Source organism: Kribbella yunnanensis (assembly GCF_039529655.1).
Lineage (GTDB): Bacteria > Actinomycetota > Actinomycetes > Propionibacteriales > Kribbellaceae > Kribbella > Kribbella yunnanensis.
The window spans coordinates 53,738-70,908 of record NZ_BAAANF010000007.1 but is presented as its reverse complement, the minus strand read 5'-3'; the positions used below and the strand labels follow the sequence as shown (position 1 = coordinate 70,908).

Genomic DNA, 17,171 nt, shown 5'->3' with positions numbered 1-17,171 from the left:
GGTTCTGCACCATGGTTAAGGGTGGAGAACCCCCAATTTGAGTGGCTAGCCAGCGAAATTGGGGGCGGGGCGGGCGCTCGTGTCGCCGGCGGTGCGGTTAGGAAGCGGCGAGGGCCTGGAGGCGTCGGAGGGTTTCTTCGGCGCCCAAGGCCTGCGTGGTTGCGTGCAGATCAGGGCTCTTCGTGGCGCCGGTGATGGCGACCCGGACGAGCTGTGAGGCCTCGCGGATCGAACCCGGGTAGGCGTCCGGATCCTTCTTGTATTCCTTGGCATTCGCAGCGAACCCGTGCTTGGACGCCAGATCGCGGATCTGGTTGAACCACTCGGACGCGTCATCGCGGTGCTCGTAGCTCGCGACCAAGTCCTGAGCGAACGCGGTGACGACCTCGGGAGCAACCCCCAGCGCGGCGATGCGCTCGTCGGTCGGGCCGCTGACCAGCTCGAACAACTCCGGGAAGAAGAACGCGTAGGCAGTCCGGAAGTCGGACCACTTGCGCAGGTCCTTCCGCGGGTTCTCGACACCGTCACGCTCAACCGCGAGCGCACGCAACGCGAGCTCGGGCTCCGCATCCAACACGGGGACGAGCTCAGCGTCGTACTCGAGAGCCCACACGCGCACCGCGTCGAGGATCTGCTGACCGCTCAACGTCGCGATGTGGTCAGCACTGATGTCCTCGAGCTTCACGAGGTCAACGAGCGGACCGGCGACACCACACTGGTCGAGCTGGATCGGCGCAGCCAGCGCCTCGGCCAGCGGGACCTCCGCCAGCCGGCCGTTCGCCAGACCGCGCAGGTAGTACAGGACAGCGTCGGCCGGGAAGCCCGCGCCGATGTAGAAGTCGACACCGGCCTCGGGGTCCTTGCGCTTCGACAGCTTCCGCTTGCCACCCGGGATCTGCTTCATCAGCGGCGCGATGTGCGCGTACTGGATCGGCTCGAACTCCAGCGCCGCGAACAACTGCAGGTGCAGCGGCACCGACGAGATCCACTCGTCGCCGCGGATGACGAGGTTCACCCGCATCAGGTGGTCGTCGACCGCGTGCGCGAAGTGGTACGTCGGGAGCCGCGGCGACTGGTCGGACGCCTTCAGGATGACCGCGTCGTTCCGGTTCGCCTCGTGCTCGAGCTCACCACGGATCGCGTCGGTGAACCGCGTCCGCTGCCCGTCCGCATCGTCGGGTGCGCGGAAACGGACGACGTACGGCGTCCCGTCGGCCAGCTTGGCGGCCACGTCGCTCGCGTCCGCGTCACGCCAGATCGCCCACTTGCCGTAGTACCCGGTCGGGACCTTGTTCGCCTGCTGGCGACCGGTGATGTCGGCCAGCTCCTCCTTGGTGGCGAAGCACAGGTACGCCTTGCCCTGGCGAAGCAGGTGCCGCACGAAGGTCAGGTAGATCTGCTCCCGCTGCGACTGCATGTACGGGCCGTAGGAGCCCTTGGTGACATCCTCGTCCGACGAGATGTGGAAGTAGTCGAACCCGCGCGCGAACTGCTCCAGCGCCCCCTCGACCTCGCGCGACTGGTCGGTGTCCTCGATCCGCACCAGGTAGACGCCACCGGTGTTCGTCGAGATGTCCCGGTCGATCATCCCGGCATAGATCCCGCCGATGTGGATGAACCCGGTCGGCGACGGCCCGAGCCGCGTCACCTTCGCACCGTCGGCCAGCGCACGCTGCGGATACTTCTCCTCCCAGAACTCCGGCTCGGGGAGATCAGCAGGGAACAGTCCATCGATGACCGCGCGGTCCAGCATTTCGGTAACTCTCACTTCCGGTTCGACGCCAACTGCCCGAGCCTAGCAACTGCGAGTGAAAGAACCGCGGTCAGAGCGTGACGCGGTGCGCGCGGTTGATCTTGATGAGCTCGTCCAGGGCGTCGCGGGTCTTCAGCAACTCGTCGATGTGGTCCGACAACCTGTCGCGTTCCTGGACCATCCGGTCGGCGGCGGCGTCCGAGTTCTGCTCGCTCGGGGCGTAGCGGCACGGCATCACCTCGGCGATGGTCTTGCTCGACAGGCCGGCGGTGTACAGCACCTGGATGAAGGAGACCCGATCGACGGCCTCCTCCCGGTAATAGCGCTGCCCGCTCGCACTCCGGGTGCTCGTGAGCAGTCCCTGCTCCTCGTAGTACCGCAGCGAGCGCACGCTGACACCGGTCCGGTCGGACAGTTCGCCGATGCGCATCGCCATGTCGGATGTGACCTGAACCACGATGATTTGCCCCTCACATGGATGTGAGCTTTTAGCTTAACTCGTATGAACTCCCTCTTCGACAATCACCAGCTCGGCCACATAGAACTCCCCAACCGCGTGGTGATGGCCCCGATGTCGCGGGTCCGCGCCACGACCGACGGACTCGCGACGCCCGCGATGGCGACGTACTACGCGCAGCGCGCGACCGCTGGGCTGATCGTCTCCGAAGGCGCGCAGCCAAGTCTGATCGGACAGTCCAACCCCAGTACGCCGGGACTGCACACCGACGAGCAGGCGGAGTCGTGGCGCCAGGTGACCGCCGCGATCCACGCGAACGGCGGCCGCGTCTTCGCCCAGATCATGCACGGCGGCCGCGTCTCCCACCCGGAAACGCACGGCCTGCAGCCGGCCGGACCATCGGCCGTCCCGGCAGTCGGCGACGTCTTCACACCGAGCGGCCGGCAGCCCGCGCCGATACCCCGCGCGATGACGACTGCCGAAGTACCGGAGCATGCCCGCTCGTACGCCGACGCTGCCCGGCGCGGGATCGCTGCGGGCTTCGACGGTGTCGAACTGCATGGTGCGAACGGCTACCTCATCCAGCAGTTCCTCTCCGACAACGCCAACCTCCGCACCGACCGGTACGGCGGCTCGGTCGCGAACCGAATCCGGTTCGCCGTCGAGGCGGTCGCGCACACGGTCGAGGCGGTCGGTGCCGCCCGCACCGGTATCCGCCTCTCCCCCGGCGCGACGTTCTGGGGTGTGCAGGAGAACGACGTACCGGCGCTCTACACGGCGTTGGTCAAGGAACTGGCGGCGTTCGACCTCGCCTACCTGCACCTCGAAGTCACCACCGACGAGGCGACCCTCGCCGCGCTGCGCGCCATCTGGCCAGGCACCCTGATCATCAACCCCGGCGCAGGACTAGGCCCCGTTCAGGCCGGGCCCGCCGACGCCGACCACTGGCTTCGGAAGGGCGCGGACCTGATCAGCTTCGGGCGTGCGTTCATCGCCAACCCCGACCTGGTCGAGCGCCTACGAATCGGCCTCCCCCTGGCCACCGCCGACGAGGCCACCTACTTCGAGGGCGGCAACCACGGCTATCTGACCTACCCGGCGTACCAACACCAAGCGGCCTAACTCAATACGGCGACGTCCGCCCAGGCGATCCGCAAGCAGGCTGGGCTCCCGTTGAGTCGGCTCGGATCGCCACCGGGCGGCGGTACCGGCGCGGACCCAACGGCCTCGCCTCCGTTGGCGCGGTAGAAGCCCTGCGCCGCGAAGTTCTGCTCGAGCACCCACAAGTACATGGCGCGGCTCGCCGCCCGCTGCTCAACAGCACTGGCCGCATGCCGCAACAAGCGGCCGCCGATCCCGGACCCGCGTCGCGCGGTGCTCACATGCAAGTTGTCGACCAGACTGCCCCACAGCGGATCCTTGTCGAGCATCACGTGCACGAACCCGATCAGCTGACCGGATTCCTCGGCCAGCATCGTCTCGGTGTGAGCCGGTACGGCGAGTCGTTCCGTCCAGACCTTGCGTCGATCGGACTCGATGTCGCCGTCCAGGAACGTGTCGGCGTACGCGCCTCGGTAGTGTCGCCGCCAGCTGTCCGCGTGCAGTGCTGCGACCTGTTCGGCGTCATCCACCGTTGCCACTCGAAAGTCCACGTCATCAAACCTAGTCTGCGGGGATGAGGATTACGCCCCGAATTTTCCTGATGTCCGCCCTCGTCACCGCCGGGCTACTCGTTGCACCAACCGCCCAGGCCGTCGACACCGCGCCCGTCGATCCACGTCCGTCGACCGCGAAACTCGCCGTACAGCTGCACAAACTCGCTATCCAGAGCCATGGCAAGGTCCGCGTCACTCCGATCGGCCGTAGTAACGAGAACCGGCCGGTCTGGGCGGCGCGGGTCGGCCATGGCAAGGTCAAGATCCAGTACGTCACCCAGCAGCATGGTGACGAGCCGCTCGGGACTCCGGCGGCGCTGGAGTTCCTGCGCACGGTCGGCGTCGGCAACAGCGCGTGGCAGCGCAAACTGCTGTCGCAGGTGACCGTCGACATCATCGTGCGCGCGAACCCGGATGGCCACGAACGCAACTGGCGTTACAACTACGACCCCACCGCCGTCCCCGAGTACGGTGAAGCCGGTAAGGGGTACGACATCAACCGGTACCACGACCCGGCGGTCGCGCCGGCAGACAACCCGGCGACCGAGGCCGGGCTGATCCAGCGCCGGTTCGCCGCGGTCCAGCCGGACATCATGGTCGACTACCACATGCAGGGTCGCTACAAAGATGCCTCCGGCAAGGAAATCACCGCCTCCACGCTGTGGCCGACGAACGCAGGCGTGAAGCCCGCGGACGTCGACTTCGCCAAGCAGATCGCGGTCGTGGTGCAGCGGTCGATCAACGGCGCCGGCGGCAACGTGACGCAGTACCCCGGTGGCGACTACCAAGGCATCGCCCGCAACGGCTACGGCCTGCTGGGCAGTGGCAGTGTGCTGGTCGAGCTCAGCGACATCCCCGGTCGTGAGCAGCACCAGATCTCCGATGCACTCGCCTCGATGCTCGCCATCGCACGGTCCGCCGCGAACGGCTCCGTGCACACCATCGACCCGGCGGCCGCAACCGCCATCCCACCGCGCGGCCCGGCCCTTCCTGGCTTTGCCGAGGATGAGCACGACGCCGCCTGACCAATCGACTCAGCTCGCCGGACGTACGTCGTCGATGCGGACCTGAACGCCGTACCGGGGGCGCATCGCGCCGTAGCCGATCGGCTCGATCCGCTGCGCTATCGGGCTCAGCGTGGCGCGCTCGAGCAGCCGGCTGAGGACCACCTGCAGCTCGACAGTCGCGAAGGTCGAGCCGATACACCGGTGCGCCCCCGCGGCGAACGGCAGGAACTCGGCCGGAGTCGGCTTCCGGTACGACGCCTGCTGCGGATCCCACCGGTCTGGGTCGAACCGCGTCGGGTCCGGCCAGATCTCGGCGAGCCGATGCGTGACGTACGGACTGATGATCAGCTGAGTGCCGACCGGGATCCGCTCCCCGGCGAACTCGAACTCCGTCGCCACATAGCGCGCCGACAACACGGCCGGTGGATGGAGCCGCAACGCTTCGGACACCAGGTTGGCGATCGAAGGATCGTCGTACGGCGCCGGCTGCCAGTGCTTCGGTGCGTTGACCAGCTCGTGAATGAGCCAGCCCATCGCAGCACTCGTGGTCTCGTAGCCGGCCGAGATCAGGCTGATCACCTGATCCCGGATCTCCTCGTCGGACAGCCGATCACCGTCCTCATCGACCGCATCTACCAAGGACGACAGCACATCCGTCCCGACCTCGTCCGGATGCGCCCGCCGATAGGCGATCTCCTCGAACACCCGGGCGTCGACCTCAGCCTTGGCCGCCAACGCCCGCCGCCACTTCGGCAGGCCGAGTCGCTCCTGCAGCAGCCGCTCGAACGGCAGCAGGTCCAGTAGATCCAGCACGAGCTGCAGCTGATCCCCCAGCCGTTGTTCGTCCGCAGCCAGCCGCTCCCCGAACAGCAGCTCGATCGTGCTCCGCCGGATGGCTCGCCGGAACTCGGCGTACGCATCCACGACGGTCCCCGGCCGCCAGCTGTCGATAACGCGATCCGCGTTGCGCCGGAACGTATCGACGTACCCGGCGATCTGACGGTGGTGGAACGCAGGCTGCACCAGCCGCCGCCGGCGCTTGTGCGGCGCACCGTCACTCGTGATCAGTGCCGTCTCGCCGGTGATCGGGACCAAGAACTCGAACGCCTCCCGCCACCGGAAGAGATCCGAGTTGGCGAACACGAACCGATTGGCGTCGGCCCCGAACAGGTACGTGTAGTGAATCGGCCCGAGCCGCGTCTTCACCACCTCGCCCCGCCGCCGGTGCATCGCCACGAGCTCGTCGTACGGGCGGCGCAACAGGTCGAAGTAGTCAACTGCCTTCGCGGTGGGCACCTGTCCATCATCACCTCGCGTGATCGCGCACCGAAGGCATCGTGCGCGATCACGCAACAACCGTGGCCGGTTCAGGCAGGTCGTTTTACCAGCTGTTGTTGGAGATTGAGGTGCCGAGGTGGATCTGGTCGTACGTGTTGCCGTCGTTGTCGTCGGTGTAGGCGACGGCTACCTCGGCGTACGACGAGACGGCGACCACCATCTGCTCCTGGCGGCCCGCCGTGACTGAGCTGAGTTGCTGAGCGGAGAGGCGGCCGGTGTCGGTACCCGCGGGAGTGAAGCCGCGCACCCAGACATCCAGGTCAGTGGCCTGGGTCGTCCAGCCGACCACTGTCTGCTCAGCATCGTCAATGCCGACCGAGGGAGCCTTACCGCCGGCAGCAACCTGTACGTCGGCGAAACGGGCGGTGCCGGTGGCGTCGAACGTGCGGGTCCACGCGCCCGCCGTACCGGTGTGGTCGGACTCCCACGCGACTGCGAAGTCACCGTTGAAGTTCGCTGCTACCGAGGCGTGTGTCTGCTGACCGTCGCCGTTGGAGTTCGCGATGCGGCGCGAGAGGTTCACTGCGCCGTTCGCCTTCGCCAGCCGGACCAGACCGACGTTGTACGCCGCGTTTGCGTCACCGTCCTCGTCCCACACGACAACCGCGTCGCCTGAGGCTGAGACCGCCACATCCGGGTTGTGGTGCTGACCGGTTGTCTGCGACGCGGTGACCTCCCAGGCCCGAGTCGTCGGGCCTGTGTACCCGGCTGCCTTCACCGTGGCCGGCGTACCGGTCTGGATGTCTTCCCAGACTGCAGTGAACGCGACAGCGCCACCACTGGGTGCGCCATCTGGGTCTACAGCCACGCGGGGGTTGATCTGCTGACCGGTAGCGCTGCTGTTCGCGTTACCGGAGGCGGTGACCGTCCCAGCGGTGTTCACGACTCGATAGGGGATGTTGTAGAAGCCGTTGCCGTCCGGGTCGTCCTGCCAGACCACTACTGCGTTGCCCTTGTCGTCCAGGTCGACGTCCGGGTGCAGGTGCCGCCAGTTCGTCACCCCAGAGTCGCCACCGGCAGACAGCTTCTTCTCGTAGACAGCAGTCCCGTCGCGGAACAGCCGCAGCCAGATGTCGCTGTGCACGTTGTCGGTGGCGTTGTCCGTGTCGCGGTCGTCCTCCCAGACCACAGCGACGTAGCCGGTCCGGTTGATCGCTATGGCCGGCGCATCCTGGTCGCCGGTGGATGAGCTGTTGGCAGTGACCCAGACCGGTGCAGCGATGTGTGCGGACGCCGTTGGCGCCATGAGCCCGAGTGCAGTGACAGCAACGCCTGTGATGGCCAGTGCTCGCTTCAGCATCGTCACACCGCCTGCAATCCGGGCTGACCGTCTTGGATGACGAATGACTTCAGTGTCGACACCGTGCCGTCGTGCTCCGACACCTTGGACAGACCGCGGAAGTCGGCCTGCATCTGGGTCGGAGTGATCGTCGTACGGACATAACCGCGCCGGTTGCTGTAGAACTTCAGCCACGGGTTCGTCCCGACGTCAGGAACGGTTGTGGTGGCGTCACCGTCACCACCCGACGTGACCGACGTACAGACGAGCTCACTGCCGATGGTGGGCGAGCTGGCGTTGTTGTAGTCCTTCTTGAGGTCGTTGGCCCAGGCGCGGTGCACATCACCAGTCAGTACGACGGGGTTGCGCGTACCGCGGTCCTGCCAGCCCTGCTGGATCCGGGCCCGCGAAGCGCGGTAGCCGTCCCACGAGTCCATGCTGGCGCCACTCGCGTTGAACCGGCGGGAGAAGAACACCTGCTGGCCGATGATGTCCCAGGTGCCGGTGTGCTCGTTCAGACCGTTCAGCAGCCAGGTCTCCTGAGCGTTACCCGGCAGACTGCGCGAGGCGAGGTCAGCGTCCGAGCAGACCTTCCACCCGTCGCCACAGGCCTGGTCGTTGCGGTACTGCCGCGTGTCGAGCATGTGGAACGTCGCCAGGCTCCCCCACTGCAGCCGCCGGTAGAGCTGGATGGCCGCACCGTTGTTCACCTGCGCCGCCCGCAGCGGCATGTTCTCGTAGTACGCCTTGTACGCCGCCGCCTGCCGGGCAGTCCACTCCGCAGCCGTCAGCGCAGGCGTGCTGTCGGCCCGGATGTTGCCCGCCCGGTTGTTCTCGACCTCATGGTCGTCCGGTACGACGATCCACGGCGCAGCCGCGTGAGCCGCCTGCAGGTCCGGGTCACTCTTGTACTGCGCGTACCGGCGGCGGTAGTCGGCCAGCGACACGATCTCGGTCGCACCCGCGTGCAACCGCGGCCGGCCGGCAGTAGCGCCGTACTCGTAGATGTAGTCGCCCAGGTGCAGGATCAGACCGGGGTTGTCCTCGGCCATCTTCCGGTAGGCGGTGTAGTAGCCCTCCTCGTAGTGAGCGCACGAGGCGAACGCCATCACGAGGTCGCGGCCGTTGGTACCGGCGGCCGGCGCGGTCCGGGTGCGGCCGACCGGTGAGAGGTGACCCTGCGCCCGGAACCGGTAGAAGTAGTCGAAGTCCGGATTGAGACCACCGGCGATGACATGCACCGAGTGAGCACCGGCGGACTTCGCCACGACGGAGCCGGACGCGACCAACGTGGCAAAGGTGTCGGTGGTCGACACCTGCCAGTCGACGGTCACATCCGCGGTCCCCATCCCGCCAAGGCCGTCGGCATTCAGCGGAGAGGGAGCCAGGCGGGTCCACAGGACCACGCTGGACGAGTCGGGGTCGCCCGAGGCAACCCCGAGCTGGAACGGATACGGGACTGCCGCGGTCGCGGCGATCACTGCAGAGCGGACCGGGAGTGCGCTGACGCCGGCCGCGGCGAGTCCTCCAAGGACAAGGGTTCTGCGACTGATTGGGCTCATGAGGCCTCACCTTCACGGATACTCGGGGCGGGGAGCGTTCGTGGTGCGGTGGCCATCTTTGCGCAATCGCCGTAACTTTCCTACCGTTTGGTCTAAATCTGCTCACCGAGTGGCCAGAATGAGCAGTGCCAGCGCGGGAATCCCTTCGAGCAGCGAGTTGAACCAGAGTCGTCGCTCCGTCACGACCAGGACCACCGCCAGGAACACGTGTTGTGCCGCGGTGAACACCACCAGCGCGTCGATGTCCAGCACGACGCCGATCAGCAGCGCGATCGCGGTGGTCAGGTTGTAGAAGCCGAGGTTGACCGTCCACAACCGGACCGCCTGGAAATCCTCGGGCCTGGTCAGGAACAGGGGGTAAAGCCGCGGGCTCCGGTAGCGGAACGACTCCATCACAAACACCATGACCAGCATCGCCGCGATGACCACGGCCAGCACCTGCGCCGCCGTACTCATGAGTCGACCAACTCGATGCGGTGCCGCGCTGCGACCGCACCGAGCGCGGCGTAGTCGGTCTGGTCGGTGGTCGTCAGCTCGGCGAAGAACGCGCTCATCCCGCCGGTCCGGCTGAAGGCGAGGAACTTCGCGCTCGGGGTGAGCACCGAGAAGGTGTTCACCGTGCCGGCTGGGATGCTGATCGAGGCGCCGGGACCGAGGTCGTAGCCTTCGTCGCCGGCCTGGACCAGGATTCGCCCTTGCAGCACGTAGAAGGCTTTGCTCCACGGCTCGGTGTGCGGCGGTCCGCTTGGTCCCCGTGGGGCGTCGATCTCGAAGAGTTCGAACTCGGCGTCGGTGTGCTCCGCGCCGATCTTCACGGTCACAGTCGCGTCCGGCGCGACGTACTCCTGCCCGGTTCCTGCTGAACTCAGATGAACTGTCATACCGGCGACGGTAGGAAGCAGGATCGCGACCTACCATCCCGTCGAACGAGGCATCCCACGACGGCTCGAATCCCCACAATTCAGGGATAGGCGGCGCTCGGACCGCGGCGCATACTGAGGCCATGTGGGAGGGTCGTGCGAGGTCCGCGCGCCGGGAGATCGCGGCGCTCGCGACGTCCGGACTGGGCGTCGAGGCACTGCATGCCGCCGCGATCGAGGTGATCGCCGGAGTCGTGACCAGTGAGCTCACATGCTGGGCCTCGCTCGACCCGGGCACTTTGGTGATCAGCTCGATGACGAGTGGCCGTGAGCGGATTCCACCGGAGTACGAGCCGCTGCTGGCCCAGACCGAGTACGCCGGCGACGTACCGAACTCGTTTGCCGAGCTGGCTCGGCGCGCGCAGCACGTGGCCAGGATGTCCGACCTACCGCATCGCGAGGTGGTCGGCCATCGCCGGCTGAACGAGGTCTGGCGCCCGCTCGGCCTCGACCAGGAGGTCCGTACGACGTTCCTCGTGGACGGCGATTGCTGGGGTGCGGCCGGGTTCGTCCGGGCCGGTACCGACTTCAGCGATCGGGAGGTGGAGTTCCTGGCGGCGGTCGCACCGGCGATCGGCGCGGCCACGCGGGTCGCGGTCCGGACCGACGCTCACGGGTACCGCGGAGGGGTCGGCCCGTCGATCGTCGTCACCGGACCGAACGGCGACCCGCGGGCCGTCACCGCGGCCGCCCAGATCTGGCAGGACGAATTGGACCAGATCGCGCCCGGGCGGTTCGCCGTACTGCTGCAGGCCGTTGTGACCGGCACGCGAGTCTCGGAGAGCGGGACCTTCCAGGTGCGCGTTCAGACCGTCTCGGGCGGCTGGGTGTTGTTGCAAGGCAGCCGGCTGATCAGTGACGACGACCAGTCCGAGGTCGTCGTCACCATCGAGCCCGCATCCGGTCAGCACCTGGTCAGCATGCTGCTGGCGGCGTACGGGTTGACCGCCCGCGAACGCGAGATCTGCCTCGAGGTGATCTCCGGGCACACCACCACCGAGATCGCCGACCGGTTGTCGATCTCGCCGCACACGATCCAGGACCACCTGAAGGCGGCGTTCGCCAAGGTCGGCGTCCGCAGTCGTGGCGAACTGGTCGCCACGCTGCGGCCCGACGACCTGACTATCGGCTGTTGATCAGCATCATCGCGAGGTTGGGGTCGAACCTGCCGGCCGGCTCTGTCGATGCGTTGCACACGCCGTCGGAGTCACCGGGAACCTTGACCCACAACAGCATCTCCGCACCGCCGCCTTGCTGCGCGACCGAGCCGAGCTTGCGGTCGCGCGGGTTGCACCAGGGGTCGACCTGCTCGTTGCCCGGCCCCTTGCCGTTGCGGCTGGTGTCCACGATGAACGGCTTGGGAGTGTCCAGGTGGGAGTTGAGTTCAGTGGCGAACGCGATCGACTCGTCGGTGAAAAAGTAGTTCGACACGTTGACCGCGAGCCCGTGGGCGTTCGCCACTCCGGCCAGCTTCAGCCGGGTGGACAGTTCGGGGAGCTTGATGTCGTAACCCCAGCCCTTGTTGGTCGCATCGGCGTAGGTCCAGGTGTTCGGAGCGAACTCCTTGAAGGTCTGCAGCGCGAAGTTGAGCATCTCGTACCGGAAGGTGCGTTCCTCCTCGAGCTTGATGCACCCGATGTCGCCGATCGAGTCCGGCTCCACGATCACCAGGGCCGGCCGGGTACCGATCGCCGCCGCGAAAGTCTGGATCCATTCCTTGTACGCCGCCACGTTCCCCGCACCACCGCTGGAATGACCGCCGCAGGCGTCGCGACCCGGAATGTTGTAGGCGACCAGCACCGGCAACTTGCCGGCCGCGATCGCCGGAGCGATGTACTGCTGGATCTCGTCGGAGATGTTGGGGACCCAGCCGCCGAACCAGCGGGCCATCGGCTTGCTGGCCAGCGCGTTGTCGATCGTCGTCTTCCGGTCGTCGTTCGGGTTCAGGCGGATCCACTCTTTCGGGTTGGAGAGCGGGTCGACGGCGAACCCGTTGGTCTGCGCGACCGGGTTGCCCGCGGGCGTGCCGGTGATGTCGAGCAGCGAGACGTTGTCCAGCCAGAACGTGTAGGCGCCACCGGCCAGCCCGCCGAGCTGGAAGGTGAGCTCGGCCTGGGTGGTCTCGAAGCCGCCGGTGAAGCCGAAGGCGAACCGCTGCTTCTTCGTGGTGACCGCGAAGGGCTTGTTGAGGGTGCCGGTGAACGGCTCCGCGTTGAGCTGGACGGTCGTCTGCAGCGTGCGGGCAGCGGACGCGCGCGCGTCGAAGGCCAGGATGTACTTGTGACCCTGACGGATCGGGAACGCCGGGACCTTCTGGCCGACCAGCGCGTCCCACGGCTTGGCGGTACCACCCGGGACGGCGGCCTTGAGTTGCCCGGCGTCCACGCTGATCGGCGTGTTACCGGTCCCCCACCAGTTCGCCGTACTGGTGGTGAAGGCGCCGTTCACGATCAGTTCGGTGGCGGCGCTGGCCGTGGGAGCGCTGCCAGGAATTACCACTCCGAAGGCGAGTGCGGCGGTGACGACGCCGCGGACGATCCATCGCATGTACTGCTCCTCTTGGGGCGAAAGGGGCCGGCATGAGAAACCGGGAGCGCTTCCAGTTTGCCTGGTCGCACTCCCGGTTGTCACTAGCTTTCGCTCATCGAATCAGGTTCGCCACCGACTTACCCGTCGGCAGCGGGTCGAACGGCTTGCGGTCCTGCCGGCAGGTGCTGCCGTCGGCCGGCGCCTGGAGCGTGGTCAGGTACTTCGTCAGCAACTGGTCCGCGCAAACGCTCCCACCGAGGCTGGTCGAGTGCCCCCAGCCCTCGATCGTGACCATCCGCGCGTCCGGCCACAGGTCGGCGTACGGGCGGGTGGCCTGGTACGGCGTCGCCGGGTCGTGCCGCGTGCCGAACACCAGCACCGGCTCCTGCACCTTGTTCCTCCACGGCCCGAGGAACGCGTCGTTGTCCTTCAGACCAAGGAACTCGCACTGGACGCCGACCCACGAGCGGAACCGGCCGAAGTGCGGAGCCCGCGCGTCGGCAGCGTCGGCGTACGCGGGGTAGGACAACGGGCGACCGGTCTGCTTCGCTTCGATGCACGGCTGCAGAGCGGTGCCGATCGAGCTGTAGTCCTCCTTGCGGCGGTTCCACTCGATCAGTGACTGGGTGGCCTTCGGCGCAGCCGCCTTGGCACGCGTCGGCGTGGCCAGTTTCGCCAGCTCGGCCAGCGTCTCGGCCAGCCCCGGGTACGCGTAGGACGAGTAGAACTGGGTGAACATATAAGACACCGCGGCCGGGTAGTCGATGGTCACCGTCGTCCCGTCCGGCATCGGTACCTCCACCGGCGTGGTCTTCAGCTTCGCCAGGAGGCCCTCGGAAACCGTTCTCGGGTCACCGAGCTTGTTCAGCGCGCAGGCCGCCCCGGCCTTCTTGCACTCCAGCAGGAACTGGTTGTAGCTGTCGGACGCACCCTCACCCTGCCGGATCCGCGCACCGAGCGGCTGACGTTCGCCGTTCGAGCCGGAGTACCACTCCGGGAGCAGAGTGCCGTCCAGAGCCAGCGCACGGACGTTGTTCGGGAACAGCTTGGCGTAGGTCGCGCCCAGGTACGTGCCATACGAATAGCCGACGTACGTCAGCTTCTGGTCGCCGACCGCCTGCCGGAGCAGGTCCATGTCCCGGGCAACGTTCGCGGTCGAGTAGTGCTTCAGGCGGTCGGGCGACGTGGTCCGGCAGTTGATCGCCAGCTTCGCGGCGTCCGCGATGAACTGCCGCTCCTCCTTGGCGGTCACCGGGAACGCCGGCAACGTGGCCAGCGCGGCCTGCTCCTCGGCCTCGGTCGGGTAGCAGGTCGCCGGGTCGGACTTGCCGACACCGCGCGGATCGAACCCGAGGATGTCGAACTGCGCGCGCAGTTGCGGCGAGTAGAGGGTCTGGGCGATCTGGTGGATGAAATCGACTCCAGGCCCACCCGGACCGCCGGGGTTGGTGAACAGGGTGCCGATCTTCTTTGCCGGGTCGCTGGCGGGCAACCGGGTGAGCGCGATCGTGGTGGTCGGCCCGTTCGGCCGGTCGTAGTCGGTCGGTACCTCGACCGAGGCGCACTGGAACGGCTTCAACTCCGGCGCGGGACCACAGGTACCCCAGTTGATCTTCGGTACGACGGTCCGCGCTTGAGCGACCGCGGTCATCGGCACGACCAGGGCGAGCGCGGTGGCGGCGATGGTCAGACTTCGAACGATTCTTCGTTGCCTCATGGCACCGACAGTAGAAAGCACCACTCTCGGTTGGCGTCCACCACGAGAAGGAGGCCGGGCACCCGCCGTACGGCGGACCCGGCCTCCCGCTACAGAGTGACTGCTAAGCGGTCTTGTCCCGGCGCTCGCGCTTGCGCTCGATCTGATCGCGCGGGATCAGCGTGGGGTTCACGTTCTCCAGCACGACCTCGCCGGTCACGACGACCTTCGCCACGTCCTCACGGCTGGGCACCTCGTACATCACGTTGAGGAGCACCTCCTCCATGATGGCGCGCAGACCGCGGGCACCGGTGCCGCGCAGCAGCGCCTGGTCCGCGATCGCCTCGACCGCGTCGTCGCTGAACTCCAGCTCGACGTTGTCGATCTCGAACAGCCGCCGGTACTGCTTGACCAGCGCGTTCTTCGGCTCGGACAGGATCTTGATCAGCGCGTCGCGGTCCAGCGGGGAAACCGTGGTGATCACCGGGAGGCGGCCGATGAACTCGGGGATCAGCCCGAACTTCAGCAGATCCTCCGGCATCACATCGGCGTACCCGCCGACCTCCTTCGGCTTCTCCGGCTCGCGCGAGGCGTTGAAACCGAGCGTCTTCTTGCCGACCCGCTGCTCCACCATGTGGTCCAGACCGGCGAACGCGCCACCGACGATGAACAGCACGTTGGTGGTGTCGATCTGGATGAACTCCTGGTGCGGGTGCTTGCGACCGCCCTGCGGCGGGACCGAGGCCGTCGTACCCTCGAGGATCTTCAGCAGCGCCTGCTGGACACCCTCACCGGAGACATCGCGGGTGATCGACGGGTTCTCGCTCTTGCGGGCGATCTTGTCGACCTCGTCGATGTAGATGATCCCGGTCTCGGCCTTCTTGACGTCGTAGTCGGCCGCCTGGATCAGCTTCAGCAGGATGTTCTCGACGTCCTCACCGACATACCCGGCCTCGGTCAGCGCCGTCGCGTCCGCGATCGCGAACGGGACGTTCAGCATCCGGGCCAGGGTCTGCGCGAGGTAGGTCTTACCGCACCCGGTCGGGCCGATCAGCAGAATGTTCGACTTGGCCAGCTCGACGGCCTCGTCCTTCGCGTGCCGGCCGGCGCTCGAGGAGCCCTGACCGTCGCGGACCCGCTTGTAGTGGTTGTACACCGCCACCGCGAGCGCCTTCTTCGCCACGTCCTGTCCGACGACGTAGGCATTGAGGAAGTCGTAGATCTCCCGCGGCTTGGGCAGCTCGGTGAGTCCGACCTCGGAGCCCTCGTTCAGCTCCTCCTCGATGATCTCGTTGCAGAGATCGATGCACTCGTCGCAGATGTAGACGCCGGGACCGGCGATGAGCTTCTTGACCTGCTTCTGGCTCTTTCCGCAGAACGAGCATTTGAGCAGGTCGCCGCCGTCACCTATGCGTGCCACCGGGACAGATCCCTTCTCTGAGCAGTCGATCAGGTACCCCACCAAACCTTTTTCGACGGTACCCCGTCAGGAGCCGAAACACCGCGCTCTGTGCCGGGTTGTGTCTACGCCGGTGGCGAACGCGGCGGGGCCTTGACAGCGGCCGCCGAGCCAGGGGTGGAGCGGTGGGCCCCAGATAGGAGCCCACCGTCTCAGCTGTCAGACTCCGGCCGGAACCGGCTTCAGGGTCTGCAGCACGTCGTCGATCAGGCCGTACTCGATCGCCTGCTCGGCGGTCAGGAACTTGTCCCGCTCGATGTCGCGGGAGACCTCTTCGTGCGACTTGCCGCTGGCGTCGGCGATCATCTTCTCCAGCAGCGCGCGCAGCCGGAGGATCTCGTTCGCCTGGATCTCGATGTCGCTGGACTGCCCGTAGGTGCCCTCGGTAGCCGGCTGGTGGATGATGATCCGGCTGTTCGGCAGCGCCAGCCGCTTACCCGGCGTACCGGCCGCGAGCAGCACGGCGGCGGCCGAGGCGGCCTGGCCCAGGCACACGGTCTGGACGTCCGGCTTGATGTAGCGCACGGTGTCGTAGATCGCGGTCAGCGCGGTGAACGAACCACCCGGCGAGTTGATGTAGATGCTGATGTCGCGGTCGGAGTCCATCGACTGCAGGCAGAGCAGCTGCGCCATCACGGCGTTCGCGATCTCGTCCGTGATCGGCGTACCGAGGAAGATGATCCGGTCCTCGAACAGCTTGGTGTAGGGGTCGATGCGGCGCATGCCGTACGACGTGCGCTCCTCCCACTGCGGGATGAAGTAGTTCATGTGTGTGCGTCCTCTGTCGGGTGGGAGATCAGGAGTTCGGGCTGCCGGAGCTGAGCTGAGCGGCGCTGTTGACCACGTGGTCGATGAAGCCGTACTCCTTGGCCTTGTCGGCCGTGAACCAGCGGTCGCGGTCCGCGTCGCTCTCGACCTGCTCGAGCGGCTGGCCGGTGTGCTCGGAGATCAGCTTGAACAGCAGTGCCTTCAGGTGCAGCGACTGCTCGGCCTGGATCTTGATGTCGGACGCCGTGCCACCCATACCACCGGAGGGCTGGTGCATCATGATCCGGGCGTGCGGCAGTGCGTAGCGCTTGTTCTTCGCGCCGGCGCAGAGCAGGAACTGGCCCATCGAGGCCGCCAGGCCCATCCCGACCGTGGCCACGTCGTTGGAGATCCACTGCATGGTGTCGTAGATCGCCATCCCGGAGTCCACCGAGCCACCCGGCGAGTTGATGTACAGCCAGATGTCCTTGTTGGGGTCCTCGGCGTTGAGGAGCAACATCTGCGCGCAGATCGCGTTCGCGTTGTCGTCGCGAACCTCGGACCCCAGGAAGATGATCCGGTTCTGCAGCAGGCGCTGGTAGATGTGGTCGTCGTGTCCGCCGGATCCATTGCCGCCCGCGGCGGTGGGGCTGGCTGCAAATGTCTCGTTCACGAAGCCGACATTACTGGGCGGCGGCGACAGACCTAAGGCTGGGCCACAGGTGTTCGCTCACGGCGCACCGAACCGGCCCGGATCGAGGGTCACCAG

General features: G+C 66.9%; 16 protein-coding genes. 3 read left to right on the top strand and 13 right to left on the bottom strand.

Going from position 1 to position 17,171, the window contains the following annotated elements:
- Positions 1–97: 97 nt before the first annotated feature.
- Both ABD231_RS10745 and ABD231_RS10740 read right to left on the bottom strand, forming a co-directional pair.
- Complete coding sequence (locus tag ABD231_RS10745; protein WP_344149002.1) at positions 98–1,753, bottom strand: glutamate--tRNA ligase; 1,656 nt, start codon at positions 1,751–1,753, stop codon at positions 98–100.
- A gap of 70 nt (positions 1,754–1,823) precedes the next feature.
- The gene (locus tag ABD231_RS10740) at positions 1,824–2,210 is read right to left on the bottom strand and encodes a MerR family transcriptional regulator (RefSeq protein ID WP_344148999.1); all 387 of its coding nucleotides are present in this window, start codon (positions 2,208–2,210) and stop codon (positions 1,824–1,826) included.
- Positions 2,211–2,255: 45 nt separating this feature from the next.
- Between ABD231_RS10740 and ABD231_RS10735 the strand changes: the two genes are divergently transcribed.
- Complete coding sequence (locus ABD231_RS10735; RefSeq protein ID WP_344148996.1) at positions 2,256–3,332, top strand: alkene reductase; 1,077 nt, start codon at positions 2,256–2,258, stop codon at positions 3,330–3,332.
- On the opposite strand, the gene ABD231_RS10730 is transcribed toward ABD231_RS10735, so the two are convergent.
- The gene (locus tag ABD231_RS10730; RefSeq protein ID WP_344148993.1) at positions 3,329–3,862 is read right to left on the bottom strand and encodes a GNAT family N-acetyltransferase; all 534 of its coding nucleotides are present in this window, start codon (positions 3,860–3,862) and stop codon (positions 3,329–3,331) included. The genes ABD231_RS10735 and ABD231_RS10730 overlap by 4 nt on opposite strands.
- Before the next feature lie 23 nt (positions 3,863–3,885).
- Here ABD231_RS10730 and ABD231_RS10725 point away from each other — a divergent pair, with 23 nt between their 5' ends.
- Positions 3,886–4,890 carry a M14 family zinc carboxypeptidase gene (locus tag ABD231_RS10725; protein WP_344148990.1) on the top strand — a complete coding sequence of 335 codons (1,005 nt, stop codon included), beginning with the start codon at positions 3,886–3,888 and terminating at the stop codon, positions 4,888–4,890.
- 9 nt (positions 4,891–4,899) lie between these two features.
- Here ABD231_RS10725 and ABD231_RS10720 read toward each other — a convergent pair whose 3' ends face one another.
- The 5 genes from ABD231_RS10720 to ABD231_RS10700 all read right to left on the bottom strand — a co-directional run bounded on the left by ABD231_RS10720 (position 4,900) and on the right by ABD231_RS10700 (position 9,932).
- A complete protein-coding gene (locus ABD231_RS10720) occupies positions 4,900–6,168 on the bottom strand; it encodes a cytochrome P450 (protein ID WP_344148987.1) in 1,269 nt (422 codons plus the stop codon).
- Positions 6,169–6,253: 85 nt separating this feature from the next.
- The gene (locus ABD231_RS10715) at positions 6,254–7,510 is read right to left on the bottom strand and encodes a hypothetical protein (protein ID WP_344148984.1); all 1,257 of its coding nucleotides are present in this window, start codon (positions 7,508–7,510) and stop codon (positions 6,254–6,256) included.
- 2 nt (positions 7,511–7,512) lie between these two features.
- Positions 7,513–9,051: an alkaline phosphatase D family protein gene (locus tag ABD231_RS10710; protein ID WP_344148981.1), complete on the bottom strand. Its 1,539-nt coding sequence runs from the start codon at positions 9,049–9,051 to the stop codon at positions 7,513–7,515.
- A gap of 102 nt (positions 9,052–9,153) precedes the next feature.
- On the bottom strand, positions 9,154–9,507 hold the full coding sequence (locus ABD231_RS10705; protein WP_344148978.1) for a DUF1304 family protein: 354 nt from the start codon (positions 9,505–9,507) through the stop codon (positions 9,154–9,156).
- Positions 9,504–9,932, bottom strand: a complete 429-nt coding sequence (locus tag ABD231_RS10700) for a cupin domain-containing protein (protein ID WP_344148975.1) — start codon at positions 9,930–9,932, stop codon at positions 9,504–9,506. Before ABD231_RS10700 ends, ABD231_RS10705 begins: the two co-directional genes overlap by 4 nt.
- 122 nt (positions 9,933–10,054) lie before the next feature.
- Between ABD231_RS10700 and ABD231_RS10695 the strand changes: the two genes are divergently transcribed.
- Positions 10,055–11,107, top strand: a complete 1,053-nt coding sequence (locus ABD231_RS10695; RefSeq protein WP_344148972.1) for a helix-turn-helix transcriptional regulator — start codon at positions 10,055–10,057, stop codon at positions 11,105–11,107.
- Here ABD231_RS10695 and ABD231_RS10690 read toward each other — a convergent pair.
- The 5 genes from ABD231_RS10690 to ABD231_RS10670 form a co-directional block, all read right to left on the bottom strand.
- Entirely contained in the window at positions 11,094–12,518 is a 1,425-nt protein-coding gene (locus ABD231_RS10690) for a glycoside hydrolase family 6 protein (RefSeq protein ID WP_344148969.1), read from the bottom strand. The two genes, ABD231_RS10695 and ABD231_RS10690, sit on opposite strands and share 14 nt — an antisense overlap.
- A 94-nt stretch (positions 12,519–12,612) precedes the next feature.
- Positions 12,613–14,217, bottom strand: a complete 1,605-nt coding sequence (locus tag ABD231_RS10685) for an alpha/beta hydrolase (protein WP_344148966.1) — start codon at positions 14,215–14,217, stop codon at positions 12,613–12,615.
- Between the two features lie 103 nt (positions 14,218–14,320).
- Positions 14,321–15,616 carry an ATP-dependent Clp protease ATP-binding subunit ClpX gene (clpX, locus tag ABD231_RS10680; RefSeq protein ID WP_344148963.1) on the bottom strand — a complete coding sequence of 432 codons (1,296 nt, stop codon included), beginning with the start codon at positions 15,614–15,616 and terminating at the stop codon, positions 14,321–14,323.
- A gap of 198 nt (positions 15,617–15,814) precedes the next feature.
- Positions 15,815–16,423: an ATP-dependent Clp protease proteolytic subunit gene (locus ABD231_RS10675; RefSeq protein WP_132410342.1), complete on the bottom strand. Its 609-nt coding sequence runs from the start codon at positions 16,421–16,423 to the stop codon at positions 15,815–15,817.
- 28 nt (positions 16,424–16,451) lie between these two features.
- Positions 16,452–17,075 carry an ATP-dependent Clp protease proteolytic subunit gene (locus ABD231_RS10670; protein WP_344148958.1) on the bottom strand — a complete coding sequence of 208 codons (624 nt, stop codon included), beginning with the start codon at positions 17,073–17,075 and terminating at the stop codon, positions 16,452–16,454.
- Between the last annotated feature and the right edge of the window lie 96 nt (positions 17,076–17,171).

Coding starts and splice junctions, on each gene's coding strand:
- ABD231_RS10710 (WP_344148981.1), bottom strand. CDS start 9,051: ATGAGCCCAATCAGTCGCAGAACCCTTGTCCTTGGAGGACTCGCCGCG.
- ABD231_RS10725 (WP_344148990.1), top strand. CDS start 3,886: ATGAGGATTACGCCCCGAATTTTCCTGATGTCCGCCCTCGTCACCGCC.
- ABD231_RS10690 (WP_344148969.1), bottom strand. CDS start 12,518: ATGCGATGGATCGTCCGCGGCGTCGTCACCGCCGCACTCGCCTTCGGA.
- ABD231_RS10705 (WP_344148978.1), bottom strand. CDS start 9,507: ATGAGTACGGCGGCGCAGGTGCTGGCCGTGGTCATCGCGGCGATGCTG.
- ABD231_RS10700 (WP_344148975.1), bottom strand. CDS start 9,932: ATGACAGTTCATCTGAGTTCAGCAGGAACCGGGCAGGAGTACGTCGCG.
- ABD231_RS10745 (WP_344149002.1), bottom strand. CDS start 1,753: ATGCTGGACCGCGCGGTCATCGATGGACTGTTCCCTGCTGATCTCCCC.
- ABD231_RS10675 (WP_132410342.1), bottom strand. CDS start 16,423: ATGAACTACTTCATCCCGCAGTGGGAGGAGCGCACGTCGTACGGCATG.
- ABD231_RS10695 (WP_344148972.1), top strand. CDS start 10,055: ATGTGGGAGGGTCGTGCGAGGTCCGCGCGCCGGGAGATCGCGGCGCTC.
- ABD231_RS10735 (WP_344148996.1), top strand. CDS start 2,256: ATGAACTCCCTCTTCGACAATCACCAGCTCGGCCACATAGAACTCCCC.
- ABD231_RS10715 (WP_344148984.1), bottom strand. CDS start 7,510: ATGCTGAAGCGAGCACTGGCCATCACAGGCGTTGCTGTCACTGCACTC.
- ABD231_RS10685 (WP_344148966.1), bottom strand. CDS start 14,217: ATGAGGCAACGAAGAATCGTTCGAAGTCTGACCATCGCCGCCACCGCG.